Source organism: Hylemonella sp. GW821-FHT12C09, assembly GCF_058807395.1.
Genome location: NZ_JBXAQQ010000001.1, coordinates 211,560 through 235,113, shown reverse-complemented (window position 1 = coordinate 235,113; position 23,554 = coordinate 211,560). Strand labels below are relative to the sequence as shown.

22 protein-coding genes are annotated in these 23,554 nt (G+C 66.0%); 11 read left to right on the top strand and 11 right to left on the bottom strand.

Annotation, left to right across the window (positions count from 1 at the left end):
- Window positions 1-4 precede the first annotated feature (4 nt).
- Window positions 5-766, bottom strand: coding sequence for an IclR family transcriptional regulator (locus AC1RRP_RS01205; protein ID WP_493032439.1), 762 nt, complete (start codon window positions 764-766; stop codon window positions 5-7).
- Between the two features lie 129 nt (window positions 767-895).
- Between AC1RRP_RS01205 and AC1RRP_RS01200 the strand changes: the two genes are divergently transcribed.
- From AC1RRP_RS01200 to AC1RRP_RS01175, 6 genes are all read left to right on the top strand, one after another.
- On the top strand, window positions 896-1,729 hold the full coding sequence (locus AC1RRP_RS01200) for an SDR family oxidoreductase (RefSeq protein WP_493032436.1): 834 nt from the start codon (window positions 896-898) through the stop codon (window positions 1,727-1,729).
- A gap of 47 nt (window positions 1,730-1,776) precedes the next feature.
- On the top strand, window positions 1,777-3,108 hold the full coding sequence (locus AC1RRP_RS01195; RefSeq protein WP_493032434.1) for a flavin-containing monooxygenase: 1,332 nt from the start codon (window positions 1,777-1,779) through the stop codon (window positions 3,106-3,108).
- A gap of 16 nt (window positions 3,109-3,124) precedes the next feature.
- Complete coding sequence (locus tag AC1RRP_RS01190) at window positions 3,125-4,048, top strand: bile acid:sodium symporter family protein (protein WP_493032432.1); 924 nt, start codon at window positions 3,125-3,127, stop codon at window positions 4,046-4,048.
- The gene (locus tag AC1RRP_RS01185; RefSeq protein ID WP_493032430.1) at window positions 4,045-5,052 is read left to right on the top strand and encodes an SDR family oxidoreductase; all 1,008 of its coding nucleotides are present in this window, start codon (window positions 4,045-4,047) and stop codon (window positions 5,050-5,052) included. The genes AC1RRP_RS01190 and AC1RRP_RS01185 overlap by 4 nt, the downstream gene beginning before the upstream one ends.
- Window positions 5,049-5,951, top strand: a complete 903-nt coding sequence (locus tag AC1RRP_RS01180; RefSeq protein WP_493032428.1) for an EamA family transporter — start codon at window positions 5,049-5,051, stop codon at window positions 5,949-5,951. The genes AC1RRP_RS01185 and AC1RRP_RS01180 overlap by 4 nt, the downstream gene beginning before the upstream one ends.
- A 555-nt stretch (window positions 5,952-6,506) precedes the next feature.
- Window positions 6,507-7,310, top strand: a complete 804-nt coding sequence (locus AC1RRP_RS01175; protein WP_493032426.1) for a GNAT family N-acetyltransferase — start codon at window positions 6,507-6,509, stop codon at window positions 7,308-7,310.
- Window positions 7,311-7,314: 4 nt separating this feature from the next.
- Here AC1RRP_RS01175 and AC1RRP_RS01170 read toward each other — a convergent pair whose 3' ends face one another.
- The 9 genes from AC1RRP_RS01170 to nirB form a co-directional block, all read right to left on the bottom strand.
- A complete protein-coding gene (locus tag AC1RRP_RS01170; RefSeq protein WP_493032424.1) occupies window positions 7,315-7,761 on the bottom strand; it encodes a GatB/YqeY domain-containing protein in 447 nt (148 codons plus the stop codon).
- 87 nt (window positions 7,762-7,848) lie between these two features.
- Entirely contained in the window at window positions 7,849-8,061 is a 213-nt protein-coding gene (gene rpsU, locus AC1RRP_RS01165) for a 30S ribosomal protein S21 (protein ID WP_057675259.1), read from the bottom strand.
- A gap of 251 nt (window positions 8,062-8,312) precedes the next feature.
- The gene (locus AC1RRP_RS01160; RefSeq protein ID WP_493032422.1) at window positions 8,313-9,536 is read right to left on the bottom strand and encodes a BaiN/RdsA family NAD(P)/FAD-dependent oxidoreductase; all 1,224 of its coding nucleotides are present in this window, start codon (window positions 9,534-9,536) and stop codon (window positions 8,313-8,315) included.
- On the bottom strand, window positions 9,536-10,660 hold the full coding sequence (locus tag AC1RRP_RS01155) for a sterol desaturase family protein (RefSeq protein ID WP_493032420.1): 1,125 nt from the start codon (window positions 10,658-10,660) through the stop codon (window positions 9,536-9,538). Before AC1RRP_RS01155 ends, AC1RRP_RS01160 begins: the two co-directional genes overlap by 1 nt.
- Window positions 10,661-10,762: 102 nt before the next feature.
- Window positions 10,763-11,470, bottom strand: coding sequence for a methyl-accepting chemotaxis protein (locus AC1RRP_RS01150; RefSeq protein WP_493032418.1), 708 nt, complete (start codon window positions 11,468-11,470; stop codon window positions 10,763-10,765).
- A gap of 36 nt (window positions 11,471-11,506) precedes the next feature.
- Complete coding sequence (cobA, locus tag AC1RRP_RS01145) at window positions 11,507-12,295, bottom strand: uroporphyrinogen-III C-methyltransferase (protein WP_493032416.1); 789 nt, start codon at window positions 12,293-12,295, stop codon at window positions 11,507-11,509.
- 18 nt (window positions 12,296-12,313) lie between these two features.
- Window positions 12,314-15,118, bottom strand: coding sequence for a nitrate reductase (locus AC1RRP_RS01140; RefSeq protein ID WP_493032414.1), 2,805 nt, complete (start codon window positions 15,116-15,118; stop codon window positions 12,314-12,316).
- Between the two features lie 133 nt (window positions 15,119-15,251).
- Window positions 15,252-15,641, bottom strand: a complete 390-nt coding sequence (nirD, locus tag AC1RRP_RS01135) for a nitrite reductase small subunit NirD (RefSeq protein WP_493032412.1) — start codon at window positions 15,639-15,641, stop codon at window positions 15,252-15,254.
- Window positions 15,638-18,097, bottom strand: coding sequence for a nitrite reductase large subunit NirB (gene nirB / locus AC1RRP_RS01130; protein WP_493032410.1), 2,460 nt, complete (start codon window positions 18,095-18,097; stop codon window positions 15,638-15,640). Before nirB ends, nirD begins: the two co-directional genes overlap by 4 nt.
- Window positions 18,098-18,378: 281 nt before the next feature.
- Here nirB and AC1RRP_RS01125 point away from each other — a divergent pair, with 281 nt between their 5' ends.
- The 5 genes from AC1RRP_RS01125 to AC1RRP_RS01105 all read left to right on the top strand — a co-directional run bounded on the left by AC1RRP_RS01125 (window position 18,379) and on the right by AC1RRP_RS01105 (window position 22,793).
- Window positions 18,379-20,133 (top strand): bifunctional protein-serine/threonine kinase/phosphatase, encoded by a 1,755-nt coding sequence (locus tag AC1RRP_RS01125; RefSeq protein WP_493032408.1) that lies wholly within the window; start codon window positions 18,379-18,381, stop codon window positions 20,131-20,133.
- A gap of 751 nt (window positions 20,134-20,884) precedes the next feature.
- Entirely contained in the window at window positions 20,885-21,244 is a 360-nt protein-coding gene (locus AC1RRP_RS01120) for a hypothetical protein (RefSeq protein WP_493032406.1), read from the top strand.
- A 129-nt stretch (window positions 21,245-21,373) separates the two neighbouring features.
- Window positions 21,374-21,682, top strand: coding sequence for a hypothetical protein (locus AC1RRP_RS01115; RefSeq protein ID WP_493032404.1), 309 nt, complete (start codon window positions 21,374-21,376; stop codon window positions 21,680-21,682).
- 117 nt (window positions 21,683-21,799) lie between these two features.
- Complete coding sequence (locus AC1RRP_RS01110; RefSeq protein ID WP_493032402.1) at window positions 21,800-22,063, top strand: hypothetical protein; 264 nt, start codon at window positions 21,800-21,802, stop codon at window positions 22,061-22,063.
- A gap of 370 nt (window positions 22,064-22,433) precedes the next feature.
- On the top strand, window positions 22,434-22,793 hold the full coding sequence (locus AC1RRP_RS01105; protein ID WP_493032400.1) for a hypothetical protein: 360 nt from the start codon (window positions 22,434-22,436) through the stop codon (window positions 22,791-22,793).
- 76 nt (window positions 22,794-22,869) lie between these two features.
- Here the strand turns inward: AC1RRP_RS01105 and AC1RRP_RS01100 are convergent, their stop codons facing one another.
- Window positions 22,870-23,517: an FMN-dependent NADH-azoreductase gene (locus AC1RRP_RS01100; RefSeq protein WP_493032398.1), complete on the bottom strand. Its 648-nt coding sequence runs from the start codon at window positions 23,515-23,517 to the stop codon at window positions 22,870-22,872.
- Window positions 23,518-23,554 lie beyond the last annotated feature (37 nt).

The window sequence follows — 23,554 nt, the reverse complement described above, 5'->3', positions numbered from 1 at the left end:
GGTTTTAGCCCCAGGTCCGCGCCAGGGCCTGGGCCGCTTGCTGCAGCCGCGGCAGCTTTTCGATCGCCTGCGCCAGCGACATGCGGGCCACCGGGGCCTGCAGCGCCACGGCGCAGCGCGCGCCTTGGCCGTCCGGGCCGCGCACCGGTACGGCCACGCAGACCAGGCCTTCGACGAACTCCTCCGCATCCACCGAATAGTCTTCCTTGCGGATGCGCTTGAATTCGGCGTCCAGTGCGGCGCGTGTGGTCAGCGTGGTCGCGGTGTGCCGCTCCAGCGGCAGGCCGTCGAGCAGGGCGTTGCGCTGCGCGGCCGGCAGGTGGGCCAGCAGCAGCTTGCCGCTGGCCGAGCAGTGGATGGGCACGCGTGTGCCGGGCCGCAGGTTGAGCTGCAGCGGGAAGGCCGATTCGATGCGGTCCAGGTAGAGCACCTCGCTGCCCGAGAGCGCGGTGAAGTTGCAGCTCTCTCCTACATCGGCCACCAGCTGGCGCAGCACCGCGTGGCGCACACCCTGCTGCGTGCTGCCAGCCAGGGCGCCTTCGGACAGGCGCAGCAGGCGCGGCGCCAGCGCGTAGCGGCGCCCGTCGGGTTCGCGCAGCAGCAGCTCGCCGGCCTCCAGCTGCGCCAGCATGCGGTGCACCGTGGGCTTGGGCCAACCGCTGGCCGTCACGGCTTCGGCCAGGGTCAGCGCACGCCCTTCGCGCACCAGCACTTCGAGCAGGTCGAAGAGGCGCAGGCCGGGGGAGGGGACTGATTTCTCTGTCATGAATCTCTGATTTCGAGACGATTTAATAAAATATTCCGGAATATTCTCGCACTCTCTTACAGTCCAGCACAAGACCAGAGCCCTTGGCACCCAAGCGGCCGCCCACAAGAACACCGATACCGGAGACCTATGCCCGCCGCGCCCCTGCCGTTTCGCAATGCCGTGATCACAGGTGCCTGTGGCGGCCTGGGCCAGGCCCTGGCGCGCGAACTGCTGGCCGCGGGCGCACAGGTGGCGCTGGTCGGCATGAACCGCGAGGCGCTCGAAGCGCTGGCGACATCGGCCCCGGGCCGCTGCGCCATCTACACCCCCGACGTGGCTGACAGCGTGGCCATGCAGGCCCTGGCGGCTGACTGGATGCAAAGCGCCGGCCTGCCGGACCTGGTGATCGCCAATGCCGGTGTGGCCGGTGGCTACGAAACCGCCGAGGCCGGCGACCTGGCCGTGATGCGCCGCATGCTGGAGATCAACCTGCTGGGCCCGGCCACCACCTTCCAGCCTTTTGTAGCGGCCGTGCGCGCGCAGCCGCAGGCGCGCTGTGCCCTGGTCGGCGTGGCCAGCATCGCCGGCTGGCGCGGCATGCCCGGCAACGGCGCCTACTGCGCGAGCAAGGGCGGCCTGATCCGCTACCTGGAGAGCCTGCGTGCCGAATGCCGTGGCAGCCCCCTGAGCGTGCACACGGTCAGCCCCGGCTACCTGCGCACGCCGCTCACGGCGGGCAACCGTTTTGCCATGCCGGGGCTCATGTCGGCCGAAGACGCCGCGCACGCGCTGTTGCGGGGTGTGGCGCGCGGGCGCGAGCACATCGTGCTGCCCCGGCGCATCGGCTGGCTCGCGCGCCTGCTGTCCTGCCTGCCGGCGCGCCTGCATGACCGCCTGCTGCGCAGCCAGCCGCGCAAGCCGCGCGTCGGCGAAGCCGGCGCCACCGCCATCCCCGGCCTGAACCCGCCGCCCCGGCCTTGAGCCGTGGGCCGCACCATTTCCCCGAACGACCACGAGACAAGCAGCCCATGCCGACTGATTCCCCCACCACCGTTCCCACGCAAAAGATGATCGCGCTCATCGGCGCCGGCCCCTCGGGCCTGGCGGGCGCACGCAACCTGCAAAAACTCGGTTTGCCCTTCCAGGGCTTCGAGGCCTACTCCGATGTGGGCGGCCTGTGGAACATCGACAACCCGCGCTCCACCGTCTATGAATCGGCGCACCTGATCTCCAGCAAACGCACCACCGAGTTCACCGAGTTCCCCATGCCCGAGGGCACGGCCGACTACCCCGGCCACCGCGAACTCTGCCGCTACTTCAGCGACTTCGCCGAGCACTTCGACCTGCGCCGCCATTACCGTTTCGGCGTGCGTGTACTCAAGGTCGAACCCGTCAGCGACAGCCCCGACACGCTGTGGCGCGTCAGCATTGACGCGGGTGACGGACGCATCGAGACCGCCGAGTACAAGGGCGTGGTCATCGCCAACGGCACGCTGGCCGAACCGAACATGCCGCGCTTCGAAGGGCGTTTCGACGGCGAGCTGCTGCACACCTCGGCCTACAAACACGCCCGGCAGTTCACGGGCAAGCGCGTGCTCATCGTGGGCGCGGGCAACTCGGGCTGCGACATCGCGGTGGACGCCGTGCACTACGCTCAGGGTGTGGACATCTCGGTGCGACGCGGTTATTACTTCGTGCCCAAGTACGTGTTTGGCAAGCCGGCCGACACCCTGGGCGGCAAGCGCCCGCTGCCGGCCTGGCTCAAGCAGAAGGTCGACAGCACCGTGCTCAAGTGGTTCACGGGCGACCCCACGCGTTTCGGTTTCCCCAGGCCCGAGTACAAGATGTACGAGTCGCACCCCGTGGTGAACTCGCTGATCCTGCACCACCTGGGCCATGGTGACATCCACGTCAAACCCGACATCGCGCGCTTCGAGGGCCGCACCGTGCACTTCAAGGATGGCAGCCAGCAGGACTACGACATGGTGCTGGCCGCCACCGGCTACACCCTGCACTACCCCTTCATCGCGCGCGAGCACCTGAACTGGCGGGGCATGGCCCCGCAGCTGTATCTGAACATCTTCACGCCGCGTTTCCAGCGCCTGGCCGTGCTGGGCATGATCGAGGCCAGCGGCATCGGCTGGCAGGGCCGTTACGAACAGGCCGAACTGGTGGCGCGTTATTTCAAGGCGCTCGATGAAAACCGGTCGCAGGCCCACGCCCTGCAGGCCGCCATGGCCGGGCCCGCGCCCGACCTGACCGGTGGCTACCACTACCTCAAGCTCGAACGTATGGCCTACTACGTGCACAAGGACACCTACCGCGCCGCCGTGCGCAAAGCCGCGGCCGCACTGGCCTGACCCACGGAGAAATGCCATGCTGCCGGTCGACGAGATACGCCTGAACTTCAACCCCGCCTCGCTGGTGGTGCTCAACGCCGTGCTGGGTTTCCTGATGTTCGGCATTGCCCTGGACACCCGGGTGGAGGACTTCAGGCGCGTGGCCCGCATGCCCTGGGCCATGACGGTGGGCATCGCCGCGCAGTTCATCGTGCTGCCCGCCGTCACCTATGTGCTGACCCTGCTGCTGGGCGTGGGCCCCAGCATCGCGCTGGGCATGATCCTGGTGGCCTGCTGCCCGCCGGGCAATGTGAGCAACATCCTCACGCACCGCGCGCGCGGCAACGTGGCGCTGTCGGTGTCCATGACGGCCATTTCCAACGCCATCGCCATCGTGGTCATGCCACTGAACTTCGCCTTCTGGGGCAGCCTGCACCCCGATGCCTCGGCTTTGCTCAAGACCATCGCGCTGGACCCGGTCGAGATGGTGGGGCACATCGTGGCCATCATCGGCCTGCCCTTCGTGCTGGGCCTGCTGTGTGCGCACCAGCTGCCCAACTTCACGCAGCGCGTGAAGAAGACCGTGCGCATCGTGAGCTTCCTGGCGCTCATCGCCTTCATCATCGGCGCCATCGCCGGCAACTGGCGCTTTTTCCTCGACTACGTGGGCCTGGTGCTGCTGGCCGTGGTGCTGCACGATGCGTTGGCCTTCGGCACCGGTTACCTCTGCGCGCGCCTGACCGGCCTGCAGGACTACGACCGCCGCGCCGTGAGCATCGAGGTGGGCATACGCAACGCCGGCCTGGGCCTGGTGCTGATCTTCAGCTTCTTCGGCGGCCTGGGCGGCATGGCCGTGGTGGCCGGGGTCTGGGGCTTCTGGGACATCATCGCCGGCCTGGCCCTGGCCAGCTGGTGGGGGCGCCGCGCGCCGGTGCCGGCGCCGGAGGAGTTGCGCGCATGAGCCTGAACACCACGCCGCGCGCGCGGCGCATCCTGGTCACGGGCGCCGACGGTTTCCTGGGCCGCGGTGTGGTTGCCGCCCTGTCGCGGCGGACGGATACCGAGAAGGTGCTGGCGCTGGACGTGCGCGACGTGCCGATGAAACGACGCGAGGCCGGCGTGGCCTACCGCCAGCAGGACGTGCGTGACCCGGCGCTGCGCAGCACCCTGCGCGAGCACGCCATCGACACCGTGGTGCACCTGGCTTCCATCGTCACGCCGGGGCGCGACTCCAACCGCGCCTTCGAATACGACGTGGACGTGAACGGCACGCGCAATGTGTTGCAGGCCTGCGTGGACGAGGGCGTGCGCCATGTGCTGGTGTCGTCCAGCGGCGCGGCCTACGGCTACCACGCCGACAACGCGCCCTGGCTCACGGAAATGCATGCGCTGCGCGGCAACGAAAGTTTTGCCTACGCGCACCATAAGCGCCTGGTCGAGGAAATGCTGGCCGACTGGCGCCAGAAACACCCGGAGCTCGCGCAAACCGTCTTCCGCATCGGCACCATCCTGGGCGAGCGGGTCGACAACCAGATCACCGCGCTCTTCGAGAAACCCCGCCTGCTGGCCGTGCGCGGCAGCGACAGCCCCTTTGTCTTCATCTGGGACGAGGACGTGACGGGCGCCTTTCTTCATGCCCTGGAAGGTGCCACGCCCGGCTGCTACAACCTGGCCGGCGACGGCGCGCTCACCATCCACCAGATCGCCTTGCGCCTGGGCAAGCCCACGCGCGAGCTGCCGGCCTGGCTGCTGATCGCCGCGCTGAACATCGGCTCGCGGCTGGGCCTGACCCGTTACGGCCCCGAGCAGCTGGACTTCCTGCGCTACCGGCCCGTGCTGCTCAACACCGCGCTCAAGCAGCGTTTTGGCTATGTGCCGCGCAAGTCCAGCGCCCAGGCGCTGGACGCCTTCATTGCTGCGCGGGAGCGCCAGGGGCGTTCGGTGACGCGGAGCGAAGCCGCGTGACGCAGCGTGCCCTTTCCAGCGGGGACCTGCTGCGGGTCCTGGGCGTGGTCGTCATCTGGGGCCTGAACTTCGTCGTGATGAAGATGGGCCTGCAGTCGCTCAGCCCCATGCTGCTGGGCGCGCTGCGCTTCACGGCGGCCTCCCTGCCTTTCCTGCTGTTCGTGCCGCGGCCGAACCTGCCCTGGACCTACGTCGTCGCCTACGGCCTGGCGCAGGGTGTGGGCCAGTTCGGCCTGCTGTTCCTGGGCCTGAAGCTCGGCATGACGGCGGGCATGGCCTCCGTGGTGATCCAGACCCAGGCGCTCTTCTCGCTGTTGATGGCGGTGATGCTGCTGGGCGAGCGCGCGCGCGGGTCGCAATGGCTGGGCCTGTGCATTTCCCTGGCGGGGCTGTTCATGATCGCCAGCGCGTATGGTGAGGGTGCACAGCAGATGACGCTGGCAGGTTTCATCCTCACGCTGGGCGCGGCCTTCATGTGGGCCGTCTCCAACCTGGTGGCCCGCAAGGCCGCGCAGGCCGGGCACTACGAGGCTTTCCCCTTCATCGTCTGGAGCAGCCTGGTGCCCATCGTCCCCTTTTTCGCGCTGTCGTGGTGGCTGGACGGCCCGCAGCAGATGCGCGCGCAGCTGCTGGCCTTCGATGGCCGAGCCCTGTTCGCCGTGCTCTACCTGGCCCTGCTGGCCACGCTGCTGGCCTACAGCCTGTGGACGCGCCTGCTGCAACGCCACCCGGCCGGCCGCGTCACCCCCTTCTCGCTGCTGGTGCCCGTGGTGGGCCTGGTGGCCGCCATGGCCCTGCTGGGCGAACAGCCCAGCGCATTGCAGTGGGCCGGCACCGTGGCCGTGCTGTGCGGCATGCTGGTCAACCAGATGGGTGGCTGGTGGGTGGGGCGGCGCTGAGGTCTGGGCCCCATCCCTAATTTAAGGATTGGCTTATCGAGTCACTCAATTTCACTAGTAGATTTTTGTTGACACTAGTGAATTACTAGTAAATACTGGCAACTCCTTTTGCTAGGAGATTCACATGCCTCAATTCAATGTAGATGAAGATTTGGCCGCCCTTGTAGAGCGGCTAGCGAAGCCCAAGCCGTTTGAGAATCTTTCTTTCAATAGTGCCTTGCGCCGAGTTCTGCAAAGCCACATTGGGCGTCCAAAGACGGCTGATCGAGACGAAGAGTTGGAGCAACTTCTTGCGGAAGCTATGGCCGCAGCTAAGGCTAGCAAGAAGGCGCCATCACCAAGTGCCGCTGAATGGGTCGCAGCTGTTCCGGAGCTGAAGGCAAAGAGGGGGCTTAGCACTTGGAAGGCAATATGCAATGCACTCCGAATTGATACCGCAGGTGATTCCGCGCGACGCAAACTTAAGAACTGGGTTAAGGCAAACCGGCCTTCTTGGCCTCCTGTCCCGGACATTGACTAGGGCGCTGTTCAACCTATCAATCGAGAGGTTTTGTCATGACCCCATCCCCCGATGACCTCGCCGATGCCAACCTGCTGCAGGCGCTGCGCGAGCATGCGCGCTGGCAGGCCCCCTGTACCTGCGTGGAAGAGGGCGGTGTGCTGTTGATGGCGGGGGCGAATGCCTTTCCCGGGGCGTTCCGCAACTGCGTGGTGCGGGTCGATGCAAGCGTGCCGGCCGCCGAGGTGCTGCAGCGGTCGCAGGCCTTCTTCACAGAGCGGGGCAGAGGCTACACGCTGCTCGCACGGGCCAGCCGTGACGCCGATCTGATCGCGGCCTTGCAGGCCGCGGGCATGACACCGCTGGCCGACAGCCCCTGCATGTTGATTGAAGCGCCGGTGGAAGACCCCAAGCTTCCGGCCGGTATCCACGTCGAGTCCATGACGACCTTGCGCCATGTGCAGGACGCCGTGGCCATCAACGCCGAGGCCTACGAGGCGCTCAAGCTGCCGGCGGTCGAGACACAGGTGTTTTTCGGGCGGCCGCAGGAAGTGCTGTCGCCGCGCATGGTGGGTTTTGTCGCCTACCGTGACGGTGTGCCGCTGTCCACGGCGCTGACGCTGCTCAGCGGCGAGGGGGCGGGCGTGTACTGGGTGGGCACGGCGGCCGCGGCGCGGCGTTCGGGCCTGGGGGAGTTGTGCACACGGCTGGCGACCAACGCAGGGTTCGCGGCCGGTGCGCGGGTGGTGACGCTGCAGGCCAGCCCCTTCGGCGAGCCGATCTACCAGCGGCTCGGGTACCGGACCTACGACCGGCAACTGCGCTTCCGTTTCCCGGCACCGGTGGGCGCCGGGGCCTGAAAGCTCAGCCGGCCAGCGCGGCCTTCACGGCGGCCGAGACCTGGCCCATTTCGGCCTTGCCGGCCAGGCGGGTCTTGACCACGCCCATGACCTTGCCCATGTCGCCCGGGCCTTTGGCGCCGAGTTCGGCCACGATGGCTTTTACTTCGGTCAGCACTTCATCCGCCGAGAGGCGCTGGGGCAGGTAGGCTTCTAGCACCTTGATCTCGGTGCTTTCCTTGTCGGCCAGGTCCTGGCGCGCGGCCTGCACATAGGCGGCGACCGAGTCCTTGCGTTGCTTGATGAGCTTGTCGATGATGCTGACGACGTTGGTGTCATCCAGCGTGACGCGCTCGTCCACTTCCTTCTGCTTCATGGCGGCCAGCAGCAGGCGGATGGTGCCCAGGCGCTCGCTGTCCTTGGCGCGCATGGCGGCCTTCATGTCTTCAGTGATCTGGTCTTTGAGGGACATATCTATCTCCGGAAAAAACAAAACCCGCGCCTGGCGTCCCGAGCGCGGGTTGTCTGATGTGCCGTGAGGTCGGGGACCCCAGGACGATCAGTACAGCTTCTTGGGCAGCTGCATCGAGCGGATGCGCTTGTAGTTGCGCTTGACGGCAGCAGCCTTCTTGCGCTTGCGCTCGGACGTCGGCTTTTCGTAGAACTCGCGGGCGCGCAGGTCGGTCAGCAGGCCCAGTTTCTCGATGGTGCGCTTGAAGCGGCGCAGAGCCACGTCAAACGGCTCGTTTTCTTTAACACGGATGGTCGTCATTACGTCATGGTTTCCGAAATGTGCGGACAGAGGGTGGGCAGGAGATCGGGCCTGCACGCCGTGAATCGCGAAATGCCCCGCCTGTAACTAGTATTTGGCCGGCGGGGCTATGCCAGCAAAGTCAAGCATTATAACGGGTTAAGTCAGCCGGGCAACCCGGCCCGGAACGGGCCGAAAACCTGGGCCGCCAGCGGCGGCCTGCCCCCTGGAGGGGGCAGCGCCCCACACGAAGTGGGGGCGCAGGGGGAAACCTAGTGCGGCCGCAGGTCCTGGGCTAGCGCCACGCCGCAGGCGTGGGCGCTCGCCCAGGACCACTGGAAGTTGTAACCACCCAGCCACCCCGTGACATCCACCACTTCACCGATGAAGTACAGCCCCGGCTGCTTTTGCGCCTCCAGGGTCTGGCTGGACAGCTCCCGCGTGTCCACCCCGCCGGCCGTGACCTCGGCCTTGGCATAGCCCTCGGTGCCCGTGGGCGTCAGTTCCCAGCGGGAGAGCTTTTCAGCCAGGGCGGCCAGGGCCTTGTCGGCGGCCTCGTTGATGGGGCGTGCCCAGGCCGGGTCCTGCCCGGCCCAGGCCTCGGCCAGGCGGCTGGGCAGCAGGGCGGCCAGTTCATTGACGACGAGCTTGCGCGAACGCAGCTTGGCGTCCTGCAGCAGGGGCAGCAAGTCACGCTCGGGCGCCAGGTTGATGCGGATGGGCGTTTGCGGCTTCCAGTAGCTGGAGATCTGCAGCACCCCCGGGCCCGAGAGGCCGCGGTGGGTGAACAGCAGGTCTTCGAGAAAGGCCGTGCGCTCCTTTTTCGTCCCCGTCTCGATCTGCACCGGCAGCGCCAGCCCGGCCAGGCCGGCGTAGGGCGCCCAGGCCATGCCGTCGAAGGTCAGCGGTACCAGGGCCGGTCGGGTTTCGACGATCTTCAGGCCGAACTGGCGGGCGATGCGGTAGCCGAAATCGGTGGCGCCGATCTTGGGGATGGACAGGCCGCCGGTGGCAATGACCAGGGACTTGCAGGCGACGGGGCCCTGGTCGGTGTCGAGCTCATAACCCGCGGCGCCATGACGCACGGCCCGCACCCCGCAGGGTTGCCAGCGTGTCACGCCGCCCTTGTCGCACTCACGCAGCAGCAGCTGGATGATGTCGTCGGCCGAGCGGTCGCAGAAGAGCTGGCCCTTGTGCTTCTCGTGAAAGGCGATGCCGTCGCGCTGCAGCAGGGCGATGAAGTCGGCCGGGGTGTAGCGCGAGAGCGCCGAGCGGCAGAAGTTCGGGTTCTCGCTGATGAAGTGCTTGTGCGGCTGGCGCACGTCGATGTCGCGGTTGGTGAAGTTGCAGCGCCCGCCGCCCGAGATGCGGATCTTCTCCGCCACCTTGGGGGCGTGGTCGATCAGCAGCACCCTGGCGCCACGCTGCCCGGCCACACCGGCGCAAAAAAGGCCGGCGGCGCCGGCCCCGATGACAACGGCATCGAAAGTCTGCATCAGCCTTTCCAGGTGAAGGGGAACTTCAGCTGCTTGAAGAAACCGTTGGGCACGTAGTCGCCCAGCACGCCATAGCGCTCGGGCCAGAGCTTGGTGCTCTTGACGGCGGTGCCGAAGAGATAGTCGAGGAAGGCGAAATGTGCCGCGTAGTTGCGGTCCAGGGCTTCCTGGTCCTGGCTGTGGTGCCAGTGGTGGAAGTTGGGCGTGACGATGATGTAGCGCAGCGGGCCGAGGCGTACGCTCACATTGGCGTGGTTGAACACGGCCTGGAAGCCGACGATCACGATGTAGGTGTCGATCACTTCCTTGGAGAAGCCCAGCACGAAGATGGGTGCCAGCACCAGGGTGCGGGTGATCAGCAGTTCGAGGATGTGCTGGCGCGAACCGGCCAGCCAGTCCATGCTCTTGGCGCTGTGGTGCACGGCGTGCAGGCGCCACAGCAGGGGCACCTCGTGGTAGGCGCGGTGCGTCCAGTACTGCACGAAGTCCGACACCAGCAGGATCAGCAGCACCGCCGCCACGAAGGGCAGGTCGCGCACCCAGGCCTGGATGCCGTCGGCCGCGGCCCAGCCGAAGAGGCGGTGCACCAGCAGGTTGGTGGCCAGCAGGATGAAACCCACCACCATGTGGTTGACGATGAAGTGGTGCAGGTCGGTCTGCCATTCGGGGCGGAAGACGGGCTGGTCCTTGCGCAGGGCAAACAGCTTCTCGACGAAGATGAAGATCAGCGAGGAGCCCAGCAGGTCCAGGATGAACCAGTCCAGGCCGATGTAGGGCGTGTGGTCGGCGAAGTCGTTCACCGGCACCTTGTGGCCGCCCAGCAGGGCGGTCAGCGCCACCAGCAGGAAGGCGAAGGCCGAGAGCCAGCGCGAGCGGTTGAAGAGCACGTTGACCAGCGACAGGCCGCCGGCCACCACCATGGCGACGAACATGATGGTGCGCACCGTCTCCACGTTGTAGCTGCGGCGCAGTTCCGGCGTGGTCAGGTATTCGGGGAAAAGAAAGGCCAGCACGCCCAGGAAACAGAGGAACGCCAGCGCCAGGGCGATGACACCGGTCACCAGGCCGGAGCCGGGTCTGAGTTCGCCGGCGCCCTCGGCGAGTTCATTGAGCTCTTTCAGCATGTCGGTCTCCCCTGGTGGTGTGTGGCCGTGGTGCTCACCACGGCTTTGGGCAGCAGTGTAGCGCCGGCCCGGGGCCGGCCGATTCGCCCGGCCGGGGTGTCTTCAGGCCGCCAGCTTGTTGCGGTCAGCCAGCACCGCGGCCTTGCGCGTGAGGCCGTCGATCTCGCCCGTGATGTCGGACAGCACGTTGGCCACCACGGCGAATTCGCGGCCGTGCTGGCCGGCACGCGCGGCCATGATCTGGGCGTTGAAGCTCACCACCTTGGCCTCCTTGGCCACGCTCTGGATGTCACCCACGATGCCGGCCAGCTCCTTCATCATGGCGTCGGACTTGGCCCGGGTGATCTCGTCGAAGGCCGTGGTCGCGGTGTTGAGCGCCTCCAGGATGCGGTCGGTGAAGCCGACCAGCTCGATCAGCGATTCAGACACACGGGGTGCGCGCCGTTCGATCTGCTCCAGCGTGCTGTGCATGAGCTGCATGAAGTTCTCGATGACGGGGCCCACGCCGAGCGTGCCGTGGTAGGTGGCTGCTATCTTCTGCGCACTGGCCGTCTCCAGCTGGCGGGGCGTGGCCAGCAGGTGCGACTGGCTCTCGGTGAAGATCTGCAGGCTGCGCCGGGCCTCGGCCAGCCGCTGGCCATCATCGCGCGCGGCCAGCAGGGTCTGCAGGATCATGCGTTGCGAGAGCATGCGCTGGCGTGCCGCCAGGTTGACCAGCGACAAGCCCTTGATGTGGGCCGGCAGGGCCTGCGTGCTGGTGAGTGCGTGCGGGGTGAGGGGTGTGACAGCGGGGTTGGGCTTGTAGTTCATGGCGGGGACCGGCAGGGCGGGACCCGATGGCCCCGTTCAGGTACCCCAAGCAAGCCTTGGGCCAGCCTGCTGCAGCTGCAGGACGCCTTGCAGCACGTCACCCACGACGATGACGCAGGGGCTGCCGAGTTCTTCACGCACCAGCGTGGCGTGCAACTGGTCCAGTGTGGTGAGGGCCTGGCGCTGCGTGGGCAGGGAGGCGCGTTGCACCAGAGCCACCGGTGTGTCGCCGGGCAGGCCGCAGAGCAGGCCCTGTTCGATCTGCAAGGCGCCGCTCACGCCCATGTAGATCACCATGGTGAGGCGGGCGGCGTAGGCGGTGGCGGCGATGGCTGCCCAGTCCGGGCCGTGGGCGCCGGGTTTGGCGTGTCCGGTGAGGAAGATCACACCCTGCGCATGCTCACGGTGCGTCAGCGGCACGCCCAGGCTGGTGACGGCCGCCAGGCCCGAGGTGATGCCGTTGACCACGTCCACGCGGATACCGGCCTCCCGCAGGTGCTCCACCTCTTCGCCGCCGCGGCCGAAGATGAAAGGGTCGCCGCCCTTGAGGCGCACCACGTGCTCGCCTTCCTGCACGGCGGTGATCATGAGTTTCTCGATGAAAGACTGGGGCGTGGAGGTGCAGCCCCCGCGTTTGCCCACGTGCACGATGCGTGCGGTGGGGGCGGCATGCGCCACGATGGCCTCGTTGACCAGGTCGTCGACCAGCAGCACGGTGGCGCGCTGGATGGCTTTCAGCGCCTTGAGCGTGAGCAGCTCGGGGTCGCCAGGGCCGGCGCCGACCAGGGTGCAGGAACCGGTGAGGGGTGCGGTGTTCGTGTGCATGCCCTGGCCTTGCAAGTTTCAGGCCGCCTGCTTCAGCGGCACGACGCGACGCACCAGGCGCTGCAGTTCGGGCACGCAGGAGCCGCAGTTGGTGCCGCACTTCAGGGCCTGTTGCAATGCACTGAGGCGTGCGCTCTCGCTGCCGCTGCAGGAGGCCAGCGTGGCTTCGATGGCGTTCTCGCCCACGTTGAAGCAGGTGCAGACCTGGCGGCTGCGCGCAGGCACCGCCACCGGGGCCTGGGCGCCGGGCAGCAGCAGCAGGCGGCCGTAACTCTGGGCCGGCAGCTCCTGTTGCAGCAGGGAACGGATCCAGGCCTCGGCGCGCGTGTCGCCGGCCAGCAGCACGGCCTGCAGCGTGGTCTGCTCGCCCTCGCGCTGCAGGCGCGCGGCGCGGCGTTGGCCGCGCTTGCGGTCGGCGTAGCGCAGCGTGCCGGCTTCGTCCAGGCCCAGCAGCAACTCGATCTCGGCCAGCAGTTCCTCGGGCACGGCCTCCTGGGCCGCGGCGCGGAACAGCACGCCCTGGCGTTCTTGGCCCGCCGCGCCGTTCAGCGGCGCGGCATTCGAAAACGGCACGCAGCTGGCAAAGGGGAAACGCAGCATCAGGCGGCGCAGCGCCTCGCGCGTGGCCAGGGCGCGGTCGGGCGGCAGCCAGGCCATGGCCAGCAAGGTCCAGGGCAGTTCGGCCTTGAGGACCTTGACGGCTGCGTGCTTGAGCTCCGGCTGTTTGGAGCTGGGGCAGAAGGCCGAGGTGGTCAGCGCGTTGACGCCGGCCAGGGGCTGGCCTGTGCTGCTCATGCCGCTGAGGTATTCGGCGCCCCAGTGCATGGCCATGAAGACCTGGCCGCTGGCCAGCTCCTCGCTGGCCTGCAGCGGCACCAGGATGGAGCCGCGCTTGCTGGTCACGTGCGCCAGCTCGCCTTCGGTGAAGCCGCGGCGTGTCATGTCGCCGGGGCTCATCTGTACGCAGGGCTCGGCCACGTGGCCGAAGAGGCGGCCCAGGGTGCCGGTACGGCTCATGCCGTGCCACTGGTCGCGCAGGCGGCCGGTGGTGAGTGCGAAGGGGTAGCGCGATTCGCGCGGCTCGGCCACAGGCTTGTAGACCGTGTTGGCAAAACGCGCGCGGCCATCGTCGGTGGGGAAGATGCCGTCTTCGTAGAGGCGGGCCTTGCCGGTGGATGCGTCTTCCGGCAGGGGCCATTGCTGGGGCGCCTGTTCGATCTGCACGTAGCTCATGCCGGTGATGTCGAGGTCGCGTCCGCGGGTCGACTCCCGGTGTTCGTTCCAGACCGCTTCGGGGCGGTCGTAATTGAACAGCCCGGCGCGCGGGCCGATGCCCAGCGCTTCGAGCCGGCGCGCGAAGTCCACGCCGATCTGCCAGTCGTGCCGTGCCTGGCCCGGTGCGGGCACGGCGGGGCGTACGCGGGTGATACGGCGTTCGCTGTTGGTGACCGTTCCGTCCTTCTCGCCCCAGGTGCTGGCGGGCAGCAGCAGGTCGGCGTAGTCGCAGGTGGTAGGGGTGGCAAAGGCCTCCTGCACCACCACGAACTCGGCACGTTCCAGGGCACGGCGCACCGTGGCCAGGTCCGGCATGCTCTGCGCGGGGTTGGTGCACGCTATCCACAGCGCCTTGATCTCGCCATCGGCCGCGGCCTGGAACAGCTCCACGGCGGTCTTGCCCGGCTTCTCGGGCACGGTGGGGATGCCCCAGAGCGCGGCGACTTCGGCGCGGTGCTGCGGGTTGGCCAGGTCACGGTGCGCACTGAGCAGGTTGGCCAGGCCGCCAACCTCGCGCCCGCCCATGGCATTGGGCTGGCCGGTCAGCGAGAAGGGGCCGGCGCCGGGCTTGCCGATCTGGCCGGTGGCCAGGTGCAGGTTGATGAGTGCGGCGTTCTTGGCCGTGCCGCTGCTGCTCTGGTTCAGTCCCTGGCAGTAGAGGCTCAGCGTGGCCTTGGAGGTGGCGAACAGGCGCGCAGCTTCGTACAGCGTGTCCTTGCTGATGCCGCAGGTCTGCGCCACCCTGTCGGGCGTATCGTCGCGCACGGTGGCCTTGAGTTCCTCGAAGCCGCGCGTGCGCGTGGCGATGAAACTGGTATCGGTCCAGCCTTCCCACAGCATCAGGTGCAGCATGCCGTTGAAGAGCGCCACGTCGGTGCCGGGCTGGATCTGCACAAAGAGGTCGGCGGTGCCGGCGGTATCGGTGCGGCGCGGGTCGACCACCACGATCTTCATCTGCGGGCGCTGCTTCTTCGCTTCCTCGATGCGGCGGAACAGGATGGGGTGGGCCCAGGCCGTGTTGGAGCCGGCGATGAACAGGCAGTCGGCGTGGTCCACGTCCTCGTAGCAGGCCGGCGGCGCGTCGGCACCCAGGGTCTGCTTGTAGCCGGCCACCGCGCTGCTCATGCACAGGCGCGAGTTGGTGTCGATGTTGTTGGTGCCGATCAGACCCTTGGCCAGCTTGTTGAAGACGTAGTAGTCCTCGGTCAGCAGCTGGCCGCTCACATAGAAGCCCACGGCGTCGGGGCCGTGCGTGCGGATGGTGTCGGCAAAACGCGTGGCGGCCAGGTCCAGCGCGGCGTCCCAGCCCAGGGGCTGGGGCGTTTCACCGCGCTGCAGGCGGCGCATGGGCTGCAGCAGCCGCGTCTGCGCGATCACCTCGGGCGTGGCGGTCAGGTGCAGGGTGGAACCCTTGGAGCACAGGCGGCCGAAGTTGGCCGGATGGTCCGGATCGCCGCGCACGCCGATGATCTGCTCGCGCCGCGACTCGATGATGACGCCACAGCCTACGCCACAGTAGGGACAGGTGGAGCGCGTCTCCTTATGCATGCAAGGCCCCTACGGAGGTGTTTCCGTTGCTCGCAAAGCGATCCGTGGCGCCAGCCGCGAGATCGCAATAGGGGCAGGTTGATCGTGTTTCCTTGTGCATGTCGTCAGACCCTCAACTGCCTAGACGTTGCTCTCAGGCGCAGGACGCCGTCTTGCGCGTGCAGGGACCGGCCACGGGGGGCTGGATGTCCAGCGCCAGGGTGGCGAGTTCCTGGCCATCCAGGTGCACCACGCCGTCTTCCACCTTCACGGCAAAACGCGGGGTGCTGCCTTCATCGGGTGCGCGGGCGCAGCCGGTATCGAGACCGATGGTCCAGTTGTGCAGGGGACAGGCCACGCTGCTGCCGAAGACGATACCTTGCGAGAGCGGGCCGCCTTTGTGCGGGCAGCGGTCGAGCAGGGCGTAGACCTGGTCCTGGTCGTTGCGGAACACGGCCACGGCCATGCCCTGCGGGCGGTTCACACGGCGCGAGCCGAGCACGGGGATATCCTCGACGCGGCAGATGGGTTTCCATTGAGTCATGATGCGGCTCCTTCGATGACGAGTGGGATGAACTGGCGCGTGTCGACGCGGGCCTTCTCGCCCTCGAACCAGGGATCGGGCTCGCCGTCCAGCGCGAACTGCAGGCGCTCCCACAAGGCCCGGCGGCCTTCGTGGTCGTCCAGGATCTTCTTCTTCACGTAGTCCAGGCCCACGCGGTTTACGTAATGCACCGTGCGCTCCAGGTACCAGCCCTCTTCGCGGTAGAGCTGCATGAAGGCGCCGGTGTACTCCAGCACTTCTTCAGCCGTCTTGAGCTTGGTGAAGAAATGCGCCACCTCGGTCTTGATGCCGCCGTTGCCGGCGATGTGCATCTCCCAGCCGGAGTCCACGCCGATGATGCCCACGTCCTTGATGCCGGCCTCGGCGCAGTTGCGCGGGCAGCCCGAGACGGCGAACTTCACCTTGTGCGGCGCGTACATGCGCCACATGGCGCGCTCCAGGTCCTTGCCCATCTGGGTGCTGTCCTGCGTGCCCATGCGGCACCATTCGCTGCCCACGCAGGTCTTCACCGTGCGCAGGGCCTTGGCGTAGGCGTGGCCGCTGGGCATGCCGATGTCGTTCCACACGGCCTGCAGGTCTTCCTTCTTGACGCCCAGCAGGTCGATGCGCTGGCCGCCGGTGACCTTGACGGTGGGGATCTTGTACTTGTCCACCGCATTGGCGATGCGGCGCAGCTCGTCGGCCGTGGTCTCGCCGCCCCACATGCGCGGGATCACGCTGTAGGTGCCGTCCTTCTGGATGTTGGCGTGGCTGCGCTCGTTGATGTAGCGGCTCTGCGGATCGTCCTTGGCCTCCTTGGGCCAGGTGCTGATGAGGTAGTAGTTGACGGCCGGGCGGCAGCTGGCGCAGCCGTTGGGCGTCTTCCAGTTCAGGCTCTTGAAGACGTCGGCGATGGTCAGCAGCTTCTCCTTGCGGATGGCCTCGCGCACGGCCTGGTGGCCGTGCTCGGTGCAGCCGCACATGGCCTTGGTCTTGGGTGTGGCCGAGTAGTCGCCGCCGGCCGTGAACATCAGGATCTGTTCCACCAGGCCGGTGCAGGAGCCGCAGCTCGCGCTGGCCTTGGTGTGCTTGCGCACCTCGTCCAGCGTGAACAGGCCTTTTTCCTTGATGGCCTTGCAGATGGTGCCCTTGGTCACGCCGTTGCAGCCGCAGACCTCGTCCGTGTCGGCCATGGCGGCGGCCTTGCTGTGGCCCTCGTGGCCGGCGTCGCCGATGTTCGATTCACCGAACATCAGGCGGTCGCGGATGTCGCCCACGCTGCGGCCGTCGCGCAGCAGCTTGAAGTACCAGGAACCGTCCACCGTGTCGCCGTAGAGGCAGGCGCCCACCAGCTTGTCGTCCCGGATGACCAGCTTCTTGTAGACGCCGCCGGCCGGGTCGCTCATGACGATCTCTTCGGTGTTCTCGCCGCCCATGAAGTCGCCGGCGCTGAACAGGTCGATGCCCGTGACCTTGAGCTTGGTGGAGGTCAGCGAGCCGGTGTAGCGGCCGATGCCAAACTGCGCCAGGTGGTTGGCCAGCACCTTGCCCTGCTCGAACAGCGGGGCCACCAGGCCGTAGGCAATGCCACGGTGCGCGGCGCATTCACCCACGGCGTAGATGCGCGCATCGGTGGTGGTCTGCAGCGTGTCGCTGACCACGATGCCGCGGTTCACGTGCAGCTTCATGCTCTCGGCCAGCGCCGTGTTGGGGCGGATGCCCACGGCCATCACGACCAGGTCGGCCGGCACTTCCGTGCCGTCCTTGAACTTCACGCTTTTGACGCGGCCGTCTTCGCCACCCACCAGCTCCTGCGTCTGCGCGCCGATCAGGAACTGCATGCCGCGGTCTTCCAGCGACTTCTGCAGCATCTTGCCCGCCACGTCGTCCAGCTGGCGCTCCATCAGCCAGGGCATCACGTGCACCACGCTGACCGTCATGCCGCGTTTCATCAGGCCGTTGGCCGCTTCCAGGCCCAGCAGGCCGCCGCCGATGACCACCGCATGCTGGTATTTGGCGGCGGCTTCGATCATGGCCTCGGTGTCGGCGATGTCGCGGTAGGCCAGCACGCCCTTGAGCTCCTTGCCCGGCACGGGCAGGATGAAGGGGTTGGAGCCGGTGGCCAGGATCAGGCGGTCGTATTCGGCGCTGATCGTCTCGCCCTGGGCGTTCTTTGCGTGCACCACGCGCCTGACGCGGTCCACCTCCGTCACGGTCCAGCCGGCGTGCAGGGTGATGCCGTTGTCCTGGTACCAGGCCCAGTCGTTGAGCACGATGTCTTCGAGCTTCTGTTCGCCGGCCAGCACCGGCGAGAGCAGGATGCGGTTGTAGTTGGGGTGGGGCTCGGCGCCGAAGACCGTGATCTCGTACAGCTCGGGCGCAATCTTCAGCAGCTCTTCGAGCGAGCGCACGCCGGCCATGCCGTTGCCGATCATCACCAGTTTGAGTTTTTTCATCACAAGCTCCGTCGATCCAAATCAAGCAAGAAACAAAAAAGGCGTCCACACGGTGCCTGCCGGGAGCAGTGCACGTGGGGACGCCTTCGTCCTGGGTTCATCCGCTGCGCCGTTGCACCGGATGAGTGAATGGGGGCCAGCTTTGGCCGGGTACGCCGGTACTGACGCAAGTGTCATGCCAGCAATTTCTCCAGGGAGGGGCTGTCCAGAAAGAACGCCAAGGCTTCTTGGGCCGACGCAGAATGCACCATCTCGGGCATCAATCTTGCGGAACCCTGGGCATGAGCTTTGAAATGGATATCGGTTACACCTCGCTGGCGGGCGCCAAGGCCGTCAATGAAGACTTCGCCGGCGCCATGCTGCCCGAAGACGGGCGTGAGGACATGGGCGTGATCGCCGCCATTGCCGACGGCGTGAGCGCCGGCGGCCTGGGCCAGGAGGCCGCGCAGACCACGGTGGCCACTTTGGTGCGCGATTACTACAGCACGCCCCAAACCTGGGATACCACGGTGGCGCTGGACCGGCTGATCGCCGCGCAGAACACCTGGCTGGCCGCCACCAACCGCCGGCGTGCGCCCGCTACGGGCATGACCACGCTGACCGCTTTGGTGCTGCGCGGGCATGCCTACACCCTGGCCCATGTGGGCGACACGCGCGCCTACCTGTTGCGCGAGGGGCAGGTGACCCAGCTCACGGTGGACCACGTCATGCCCCACCCCGATTTCCGCCACCAGCTCATGCGCGTGGTGGGCGCGGAAGACCGCCTGGTGGTGGACTACATCCAGGGCGACCTGCAGGTGGGCGACGTCTTCATCCTGCTCAGCGACGGCGTGCACGGATCGCTGCGCCTGCGCCTGCTGGCGGAAATGGCCGAACTGGCCAACGCGCAGCGCATCAGCGACAACCTGGTGCAGGCCGCCATCAAGGCCGGCAGCAACGACAACGCCACCGCCCTGGTGGTGCGGGTGCTGGGCCTGCTGGACGCCACGCTGCAGGACGTGAGCCGCAGCGCCCAGGCCCTGCCGGTGCCCGTGCGCCTGAAACCCGGCGAGGTGATCGACGATCTGCGCGTGGAAGAGGTGGCCGCCGACAACGGCATCAACCTCATCTACAAGGTAAGGGACACCCACACCCAGACCGACTACGCGCTCAAGACCCTGCATCCCTCACGTGCCCACGACCCCGAGGAGTGCGCCGCGCTGGCCCACGAGGCCTGGCTGGCGCAATGCATGCAGACCTCACGCGCGGCCGAGCACCTGGTGCGCCTGCACGAGAAGCCGCCCGCCGGCAAGGGGCAGACCGCCTTTTACCTGCTGTACGACTGGCACGCCGGCGAGACCCTGCAGCAGATGCTGGCGCGCCAGCAGCGTTTCAGCCCGGCCCAGGCCGTGGCCCTGGCCACCCAGGTGCTCAAGGCCCTGGGTCGCCTGCACCGCCAGAGCGTGGTGCACCGCGACATCAAACCCGCCAACCTGCACCAGGGCGACGACGGCGTGCTGCGCCTGCTGGACCTGGGCGTGGCCCTCAGCGGGCGCGAGCCCGAAGCCATGCGCCGCCTGCACGCGGGCACGCCAAGCTACATCAACCCCGAGCAGTGGGGTTTCACCGTGCGCGCCGGCGGCATCGACACCACTGTGCCGCCCGAAGACCCCGACGCCATGAGCGACCTCTTCGCGCTGGGCGTCACCTTCTACCAGCTGCTGGCTGATGGCAAGCTGCCCTACGGTGAAGTGCTGCCCTGGCAGAGCGGCCGTTATTACCGCGACCCCACGCCCCCCAGCCGCCACAACCCCGAGGTGCCCATCTGGCTCGACCACGTGGTGCTCAAGGCCGTGGCCCGCGACAAGCGCCAGCGTTTCGAAACGGCCGAGGAGTTCCTGCTGGCGCTGGAGCGCGGCGCTTCACGCCCGCTGACCGCGCCGCCGGCTTCGCCGCTGCTGCAGCGTGACCCGACCTTGGTGTGGAAGCTGTTGTTTGGCGTCAGCGCGCTGTTCAACGTGCTGCTGGTCTACTGGCTGCTGTTCCTGCCGAAGTAGGGCAAGCCGGCGACTTTGCCGGTTTTGTTCATGGGGCTCCTTTTCGAAGGAAACGCTCCAAGTCCTTGATCGGCCTGGGTTTTTTGCTGTTGACGCCGACTTTGTTATCCGTCACTTCGCCTTGTTAGGCAGACAGCTTTGCCGGGTTTGTGGGCTTTGTTCATGGTCCGGAACCGAAGGCTTGAACGGGAAAGGCTGATATAAATCAGGCACTTACAAAACACGACGGGAGGAAGGCATGAGCAGTGTTAAGCAGACAGGTTTGACGTCTATATCAAGTTAGAACCCATCATGTCGCACCTAAGCGCGCGCAGAAGGAAGGATCGAGCGCCACTGACGGAACGTAGCCTGCTGAGGACCTTGCGGCGAGCCCTTCCGCGACGGAATGGTTATGCGTCGCCCAATTGCGAAGAGCTCATTTCTGAGGCAAGCCACTTCGGCGTTGGTAGTCCGTTGCGCATACGGCGACTTCTACTCAAGCATCGTCGTACTCTTATTGCGGATGATCGAGAGACGCTCCTGGCCAGTGGCTATATGCGTCTTGTCGCCGAAGAATACGGTGAGTCGCACGTTGCGGAACTGAGGCGCAAGCAGCGTTGCTTCACCTGGGAAGCGCTCGTGCGAAACGCATTTGAGTTGGAGTTTGGTGAGCGGTATGAAGCATATTCAAGGAAGCGCGATGGGCTCTAACACTTCAATCGAGAGTGGATCGCTTACGGCTCCCACTCATCTCAAACGTTAGGCCAATCAAGTGGCAATTCTTCTCATACTCGTGTTGTATGCGCTGGCAGGCATCGCGTTGCGCTCTGTCGCAGCGCTGGACATGAGCAATGAAGTTCGTCTCGCGTTCAATGTCTTCGGCGGAATCGGCGCTCTTGTCCTACCAATTGTCGTTTACTCCGTCATTGACCATCGGCTCACGCGTCGCGCAGTAAATGCAATTGGGTTAACCTCCTGCACTGAGAGCGGAGCAGAATTCGTTCGCGTCGAGATGCACAAGAATCACTTTACGTTGGTGTGTCGTCACGCCGAGAGGCAAGAACGCAAGAAGTTTCGCATTCGCTTTGTATTTTCCACTTGGTACGTGCGGAGCGTTCAATGGCTGCAATAAAAACAGGCCTAACAACCAGCTCATGTGCGACGCGTATAAGCGTTGCACCTCCTTCATGCGTTGTCGCACGCGCGCCATAGCTGGAGCGTTAAAGAGCAAATGGGTACGTTCATTTCACCTTGGTCCTCAATGACAAAGCGCAAGCTTTTTGGCACTGTCGCGTTCGTCGTTGTTATGTTCATAGTTATTGCTGCTCTAGGGCAACTTTGGATCAAAACCTCCGAGCCATATGAGCTGGGCCGTTCTGCAGTTGGTTCAAAGCTCAACGTGCAACCGACCGCGGTTGAACTTAAGCGGTTCGCCGCCTTTCGGTTTGCCGACAGCGACTTTTCGGGCGAGGCATTGTTTGTGCTCTGTGCGCCTGAAGCACGTTGCTTTACCGTCGTCGCAAAGAAGCGAGATGCGCGTTGGTCTATTGTGGATCTTGTGGAGCGGTAAATTGGTCGCAATGCTCTTTAAAATGTCAGTCGAGCGGACCGCCTACGGCGCTCGCTCACCTTCACGTTAGGTGGCCTTCTTGAGCGCCGCATCGCCCCAAGTCATCTATCTGGAAATATGAGTAATCCAAAGTTCTCGCTGGGTGATCTGCTGAAGATCCAGGTTGTCATAGGCATCTCCTCCACTCTGATCTCCTACCCCTTTATTGCGGCTTACTGGTTCGTCCGCTATGGTGTTGAAAACTTTTCTTTCTCCGGGATAGTGTCTGAGTTGTTTACGCTTGCCTTGTGGGCATGCGGGACTGGGTTGGGAATGGCGGTGATGGCGCTGGTTGCCTACCCGGCTCTAAAGCTGAGCTATCGAAAAGGTTGGCTGACCTGATTGGCGCAGCATGACTCTCGGCACACCTAACATTTCATATATGGACTCCCCCTCAACAGCAAGAGGCTGATCGATTGGTGGTCTTGGGGGCAAGCGCCTGCTTCGTATATCCGGCATCTGAGGTGGGATCATGGAAGTCCCGTGCCGACATGGAATCTGCGTCACCGTTGCTCGCCGTCCAAACTTTCATCGGCACCGTTCTGCCAAGGCTGAGCAGGGCTGCTCTGGACGATGGCGCTTCCTGCTGCATAAAAATTCAATTGGGGCCGGGGAATCGGTCGATCATCGGGGGCCGCGTTCGTCGTAAGGTGTGAGCCATCCTCGCGACCACCGGGGTCGCGAGCCAGTGGCCACACACAAGGAGCACCCTATGAAGAACTTTTTGGCCGTTTTCCTGGGCACCCCCGAAGCCGCCGAGCGCTCAGGCTGGAACGCCCTGAGCGAGGCCGCCCGGCAGGAGCGCACCCAAGCCGGCATCCAGGCCTGGCATGCCTGGATGAATGTGAATGCCTCCCACATCGTCGAGCATGGCGGGCCCATCGGCAAGACCAAGCGGGTGTCGGCATCCGGCCTCGCCGATGCACAAAACGCGATCTGTGGTTATGTGGTCGTGGCGGCGCAGACCCATGAAGCGGCCGCCAGGCTGTTTGTGAACCATCCCCACTTTGCGATCTTCCCTGGCGAATCGGTCGAGATCATGGAATGCCTGCCCACACCCGGGATGGGGTGAGCCTTGCCGACGACGAAAAGGGGGGCACGCCACCGGCGTGCCCCTTTTTTTCAACCAGCCTTGGCGGCTGGCAGGATCAGGCTGCGATGGCTGCCTGGTCCTGGTTGGCGGCCTTGCGGGTGGCGGCCTTGACTTGCAGGGTGGCGCTGTACAGGGCTTCGGCCTTCTTGGCCTCGCCCATCGCCACGCCTTCGGCGCGCACATAACGCACGTCGGTGATGCCGAAGAAGCCGAACACCGTCTGCAGATAACTTTCCTGGTGTTCCATGGCGCGGCCACCTTCGCTGGTGGAGTACACGCCGCCGCGGGTGGAGGCCACGATCACCGTCTTGCCGCCGGCCAGGCCCACGGGGCCGGTTTCGGTGTACTTGAAGGTGCGACCCACCTGGGCGACGCGGTCGATCCAGGCCTTGAGCTGGCTGGGGATGCTGAAGTTGTATAGCGGTGCGCCCACCACGATGACGTCGGCCGCCAGGAACTGGCTCACCAGGGCTTCGGAGATGGCGTTTTCACGGCGTTGTGCGTCTGTCAGGGTGGCGGTGGCCGGCAGGCGGAAACCCAGGGATTCGGCGCTCAGGTGGCTGGGGGCCTCGGCGGCCAGGTCCAGGTAGTCCACCGTGGTGCCCGGGTGCTGGGCTTGCCATTCGGCCACGATGGCGCGGGTCAGCTGGCGCGAAACGGAGTTGTCGCTCAGGATGCTGGAGTCGATGTGCAGAACTTTCATGGGGGTCCTCGTAAGGCGGGTTGTCGATGTTGTTATT

Excerpts from the sequence above, each read along its gene's own strand:
- AC1RRP_RS01205 (WP_493032439.1), bottom strand. The coding sequence starts at position 766 with ATGACAGAGAAATCAGTCCCCTCCCCCGGCCTGCGCCTCTTCGACCTG.
- AC1RRP_RS01200 (WP_493032436.1), top strand. The coding sequence starts at position 896 with ATGCCCGCCGCGCCCCTGCCGTTTCGCAATGCCGTGATCACAGGTGCC.
- AC1RRP_RS01195 (WP_493032434.1), top strand. The coding sequence starts at position 1,777 with ATGCCGACTGATTCCCCCACCACCGTTCCCACGCAAAAGATGATCGCG.
- AC1RRP_RS01190 (WP_493032432.1), top strand. The coding sequence starts at position 3,125 with ATGCTGCCGGTCGACGAGATACGCCTGAACTTCAACCCCGCCTCGCTG.
- AC1RRP_RS01185 (WP_493032430.1), top strand. The coding sequence starts at position 4,045 with ATGAGCCTGAACACCACGCCGCGCGCGCGGCGCATCCTGGTCACGGGC.
- AC1RRP_RS01175 (WP_493032426.1), top strand. The coding sequence starts at position 6,507 with ATGACCCCATCCCCCGATGACCTCGCCGATGCCAACCTGCTGCAGGCG.
- AC1RRP_RS01170 (WP_493032424.1), bottom strand. The coding sequence starts at position 7,761 with ATGTCCCTCAAAGACCAGATCACTGAAGACATGAAGGCCGCCATGCGC.
- rpsU (WP_057675259.1), bottom strand. The coding sequence starts at position 8,061 with ATGACGACCATCCGTGTTAAAGAAAACGAGCCGTTTGACGTGGCTCTG.
- AC1RRP_RS01160 (WP_493032422.1), bottom strand. The coding sequence starts at position 9,536 with ATGCAGACTTTCGATGCCGTTGTCATCGGGGCCGGCGCCGCCGGCCTT.
- AC1RRP_RS01155 (WP_493032420.1), bottom strand. The coding sequence starts at position 10,660 with ATGCTGAAAGAGCTCAATGAACTCGCCGAGGGCGCCGGCGAACTCAGA.
- AC1RRP_RS01150 (WP_493032418.1), bottom strand. The coding sequence starts at position 11,470 with ATGAACTACAAGCCCAACCCCGCTGTCACACCCCTCACCCCGCACGCA.
- cobA (WP_493032416.1), bottom strand. The coding sequence starts at position 12,295 with ATGCACACGAACACCGCACCCCTCACCGGTTCCTGCACCCTGGTCGGC.
- AC1RRP_RS01140 (WP_493032414.1), bottom strand. The coding sequence starts at position 15,118 with ATGCATAAGGAGACGCGCTCCACCTGTCCCTACTGTGGCGTAGGCTGT.
- nirD (WP_493032412.1), bottom strand. The coding sequence starts at position 15,641 with ATGACTCAATGGAAACCCATCTGCCGCGTCGAGGATATCCCCGTGCTC.
- nirB (WP_493032410.1), bottom strand. The coding sequence starts at position 18,097 with ATGAAAAAACTCAAACTGGTGATGATCGGCAACGGCATGGCCGGCGTG.
- AC1RRP_RS01125 (WP_493032408.1), top strand. The coding sequence starts at position 18,379 with ATGAGCTTTGAAATGGATATCGGTTACACCTCGCTGGCGGGCGCCAAG.
- AC1RRP_RS01115 (WP_493032404.1), top strand. The coding sequence starts at position 21,374 with ATGACAAAGCGCAAGCTTTTTGGCACTGTCGCGTTCGTCGTTGTTATG.
- AC1RRP_RS01110 (WP_493032402.1), top strand. The coding sequence starts at position 21,800 with ATGAGTAATCCAAAGTTCTCGCTGGGTGATCTGCTGAAGATCCAGGTT.
- AC1RRP_RS01105 (WP_493032400.1), top strand. The coding sequence starts at position 22,434 with ATGAAGAACTTTTTGGCCGTTTTCCTGGGCACCCCCGAAGCCGCCGAG.
- AC1RRP_RS01100 (WP_493032398.1), bottom strand. The coding sequence starts at position 23,517 with ATGAAAGTTCTGCACATCGACTCCAGCATCCTGAGCGACAACTCCGTT.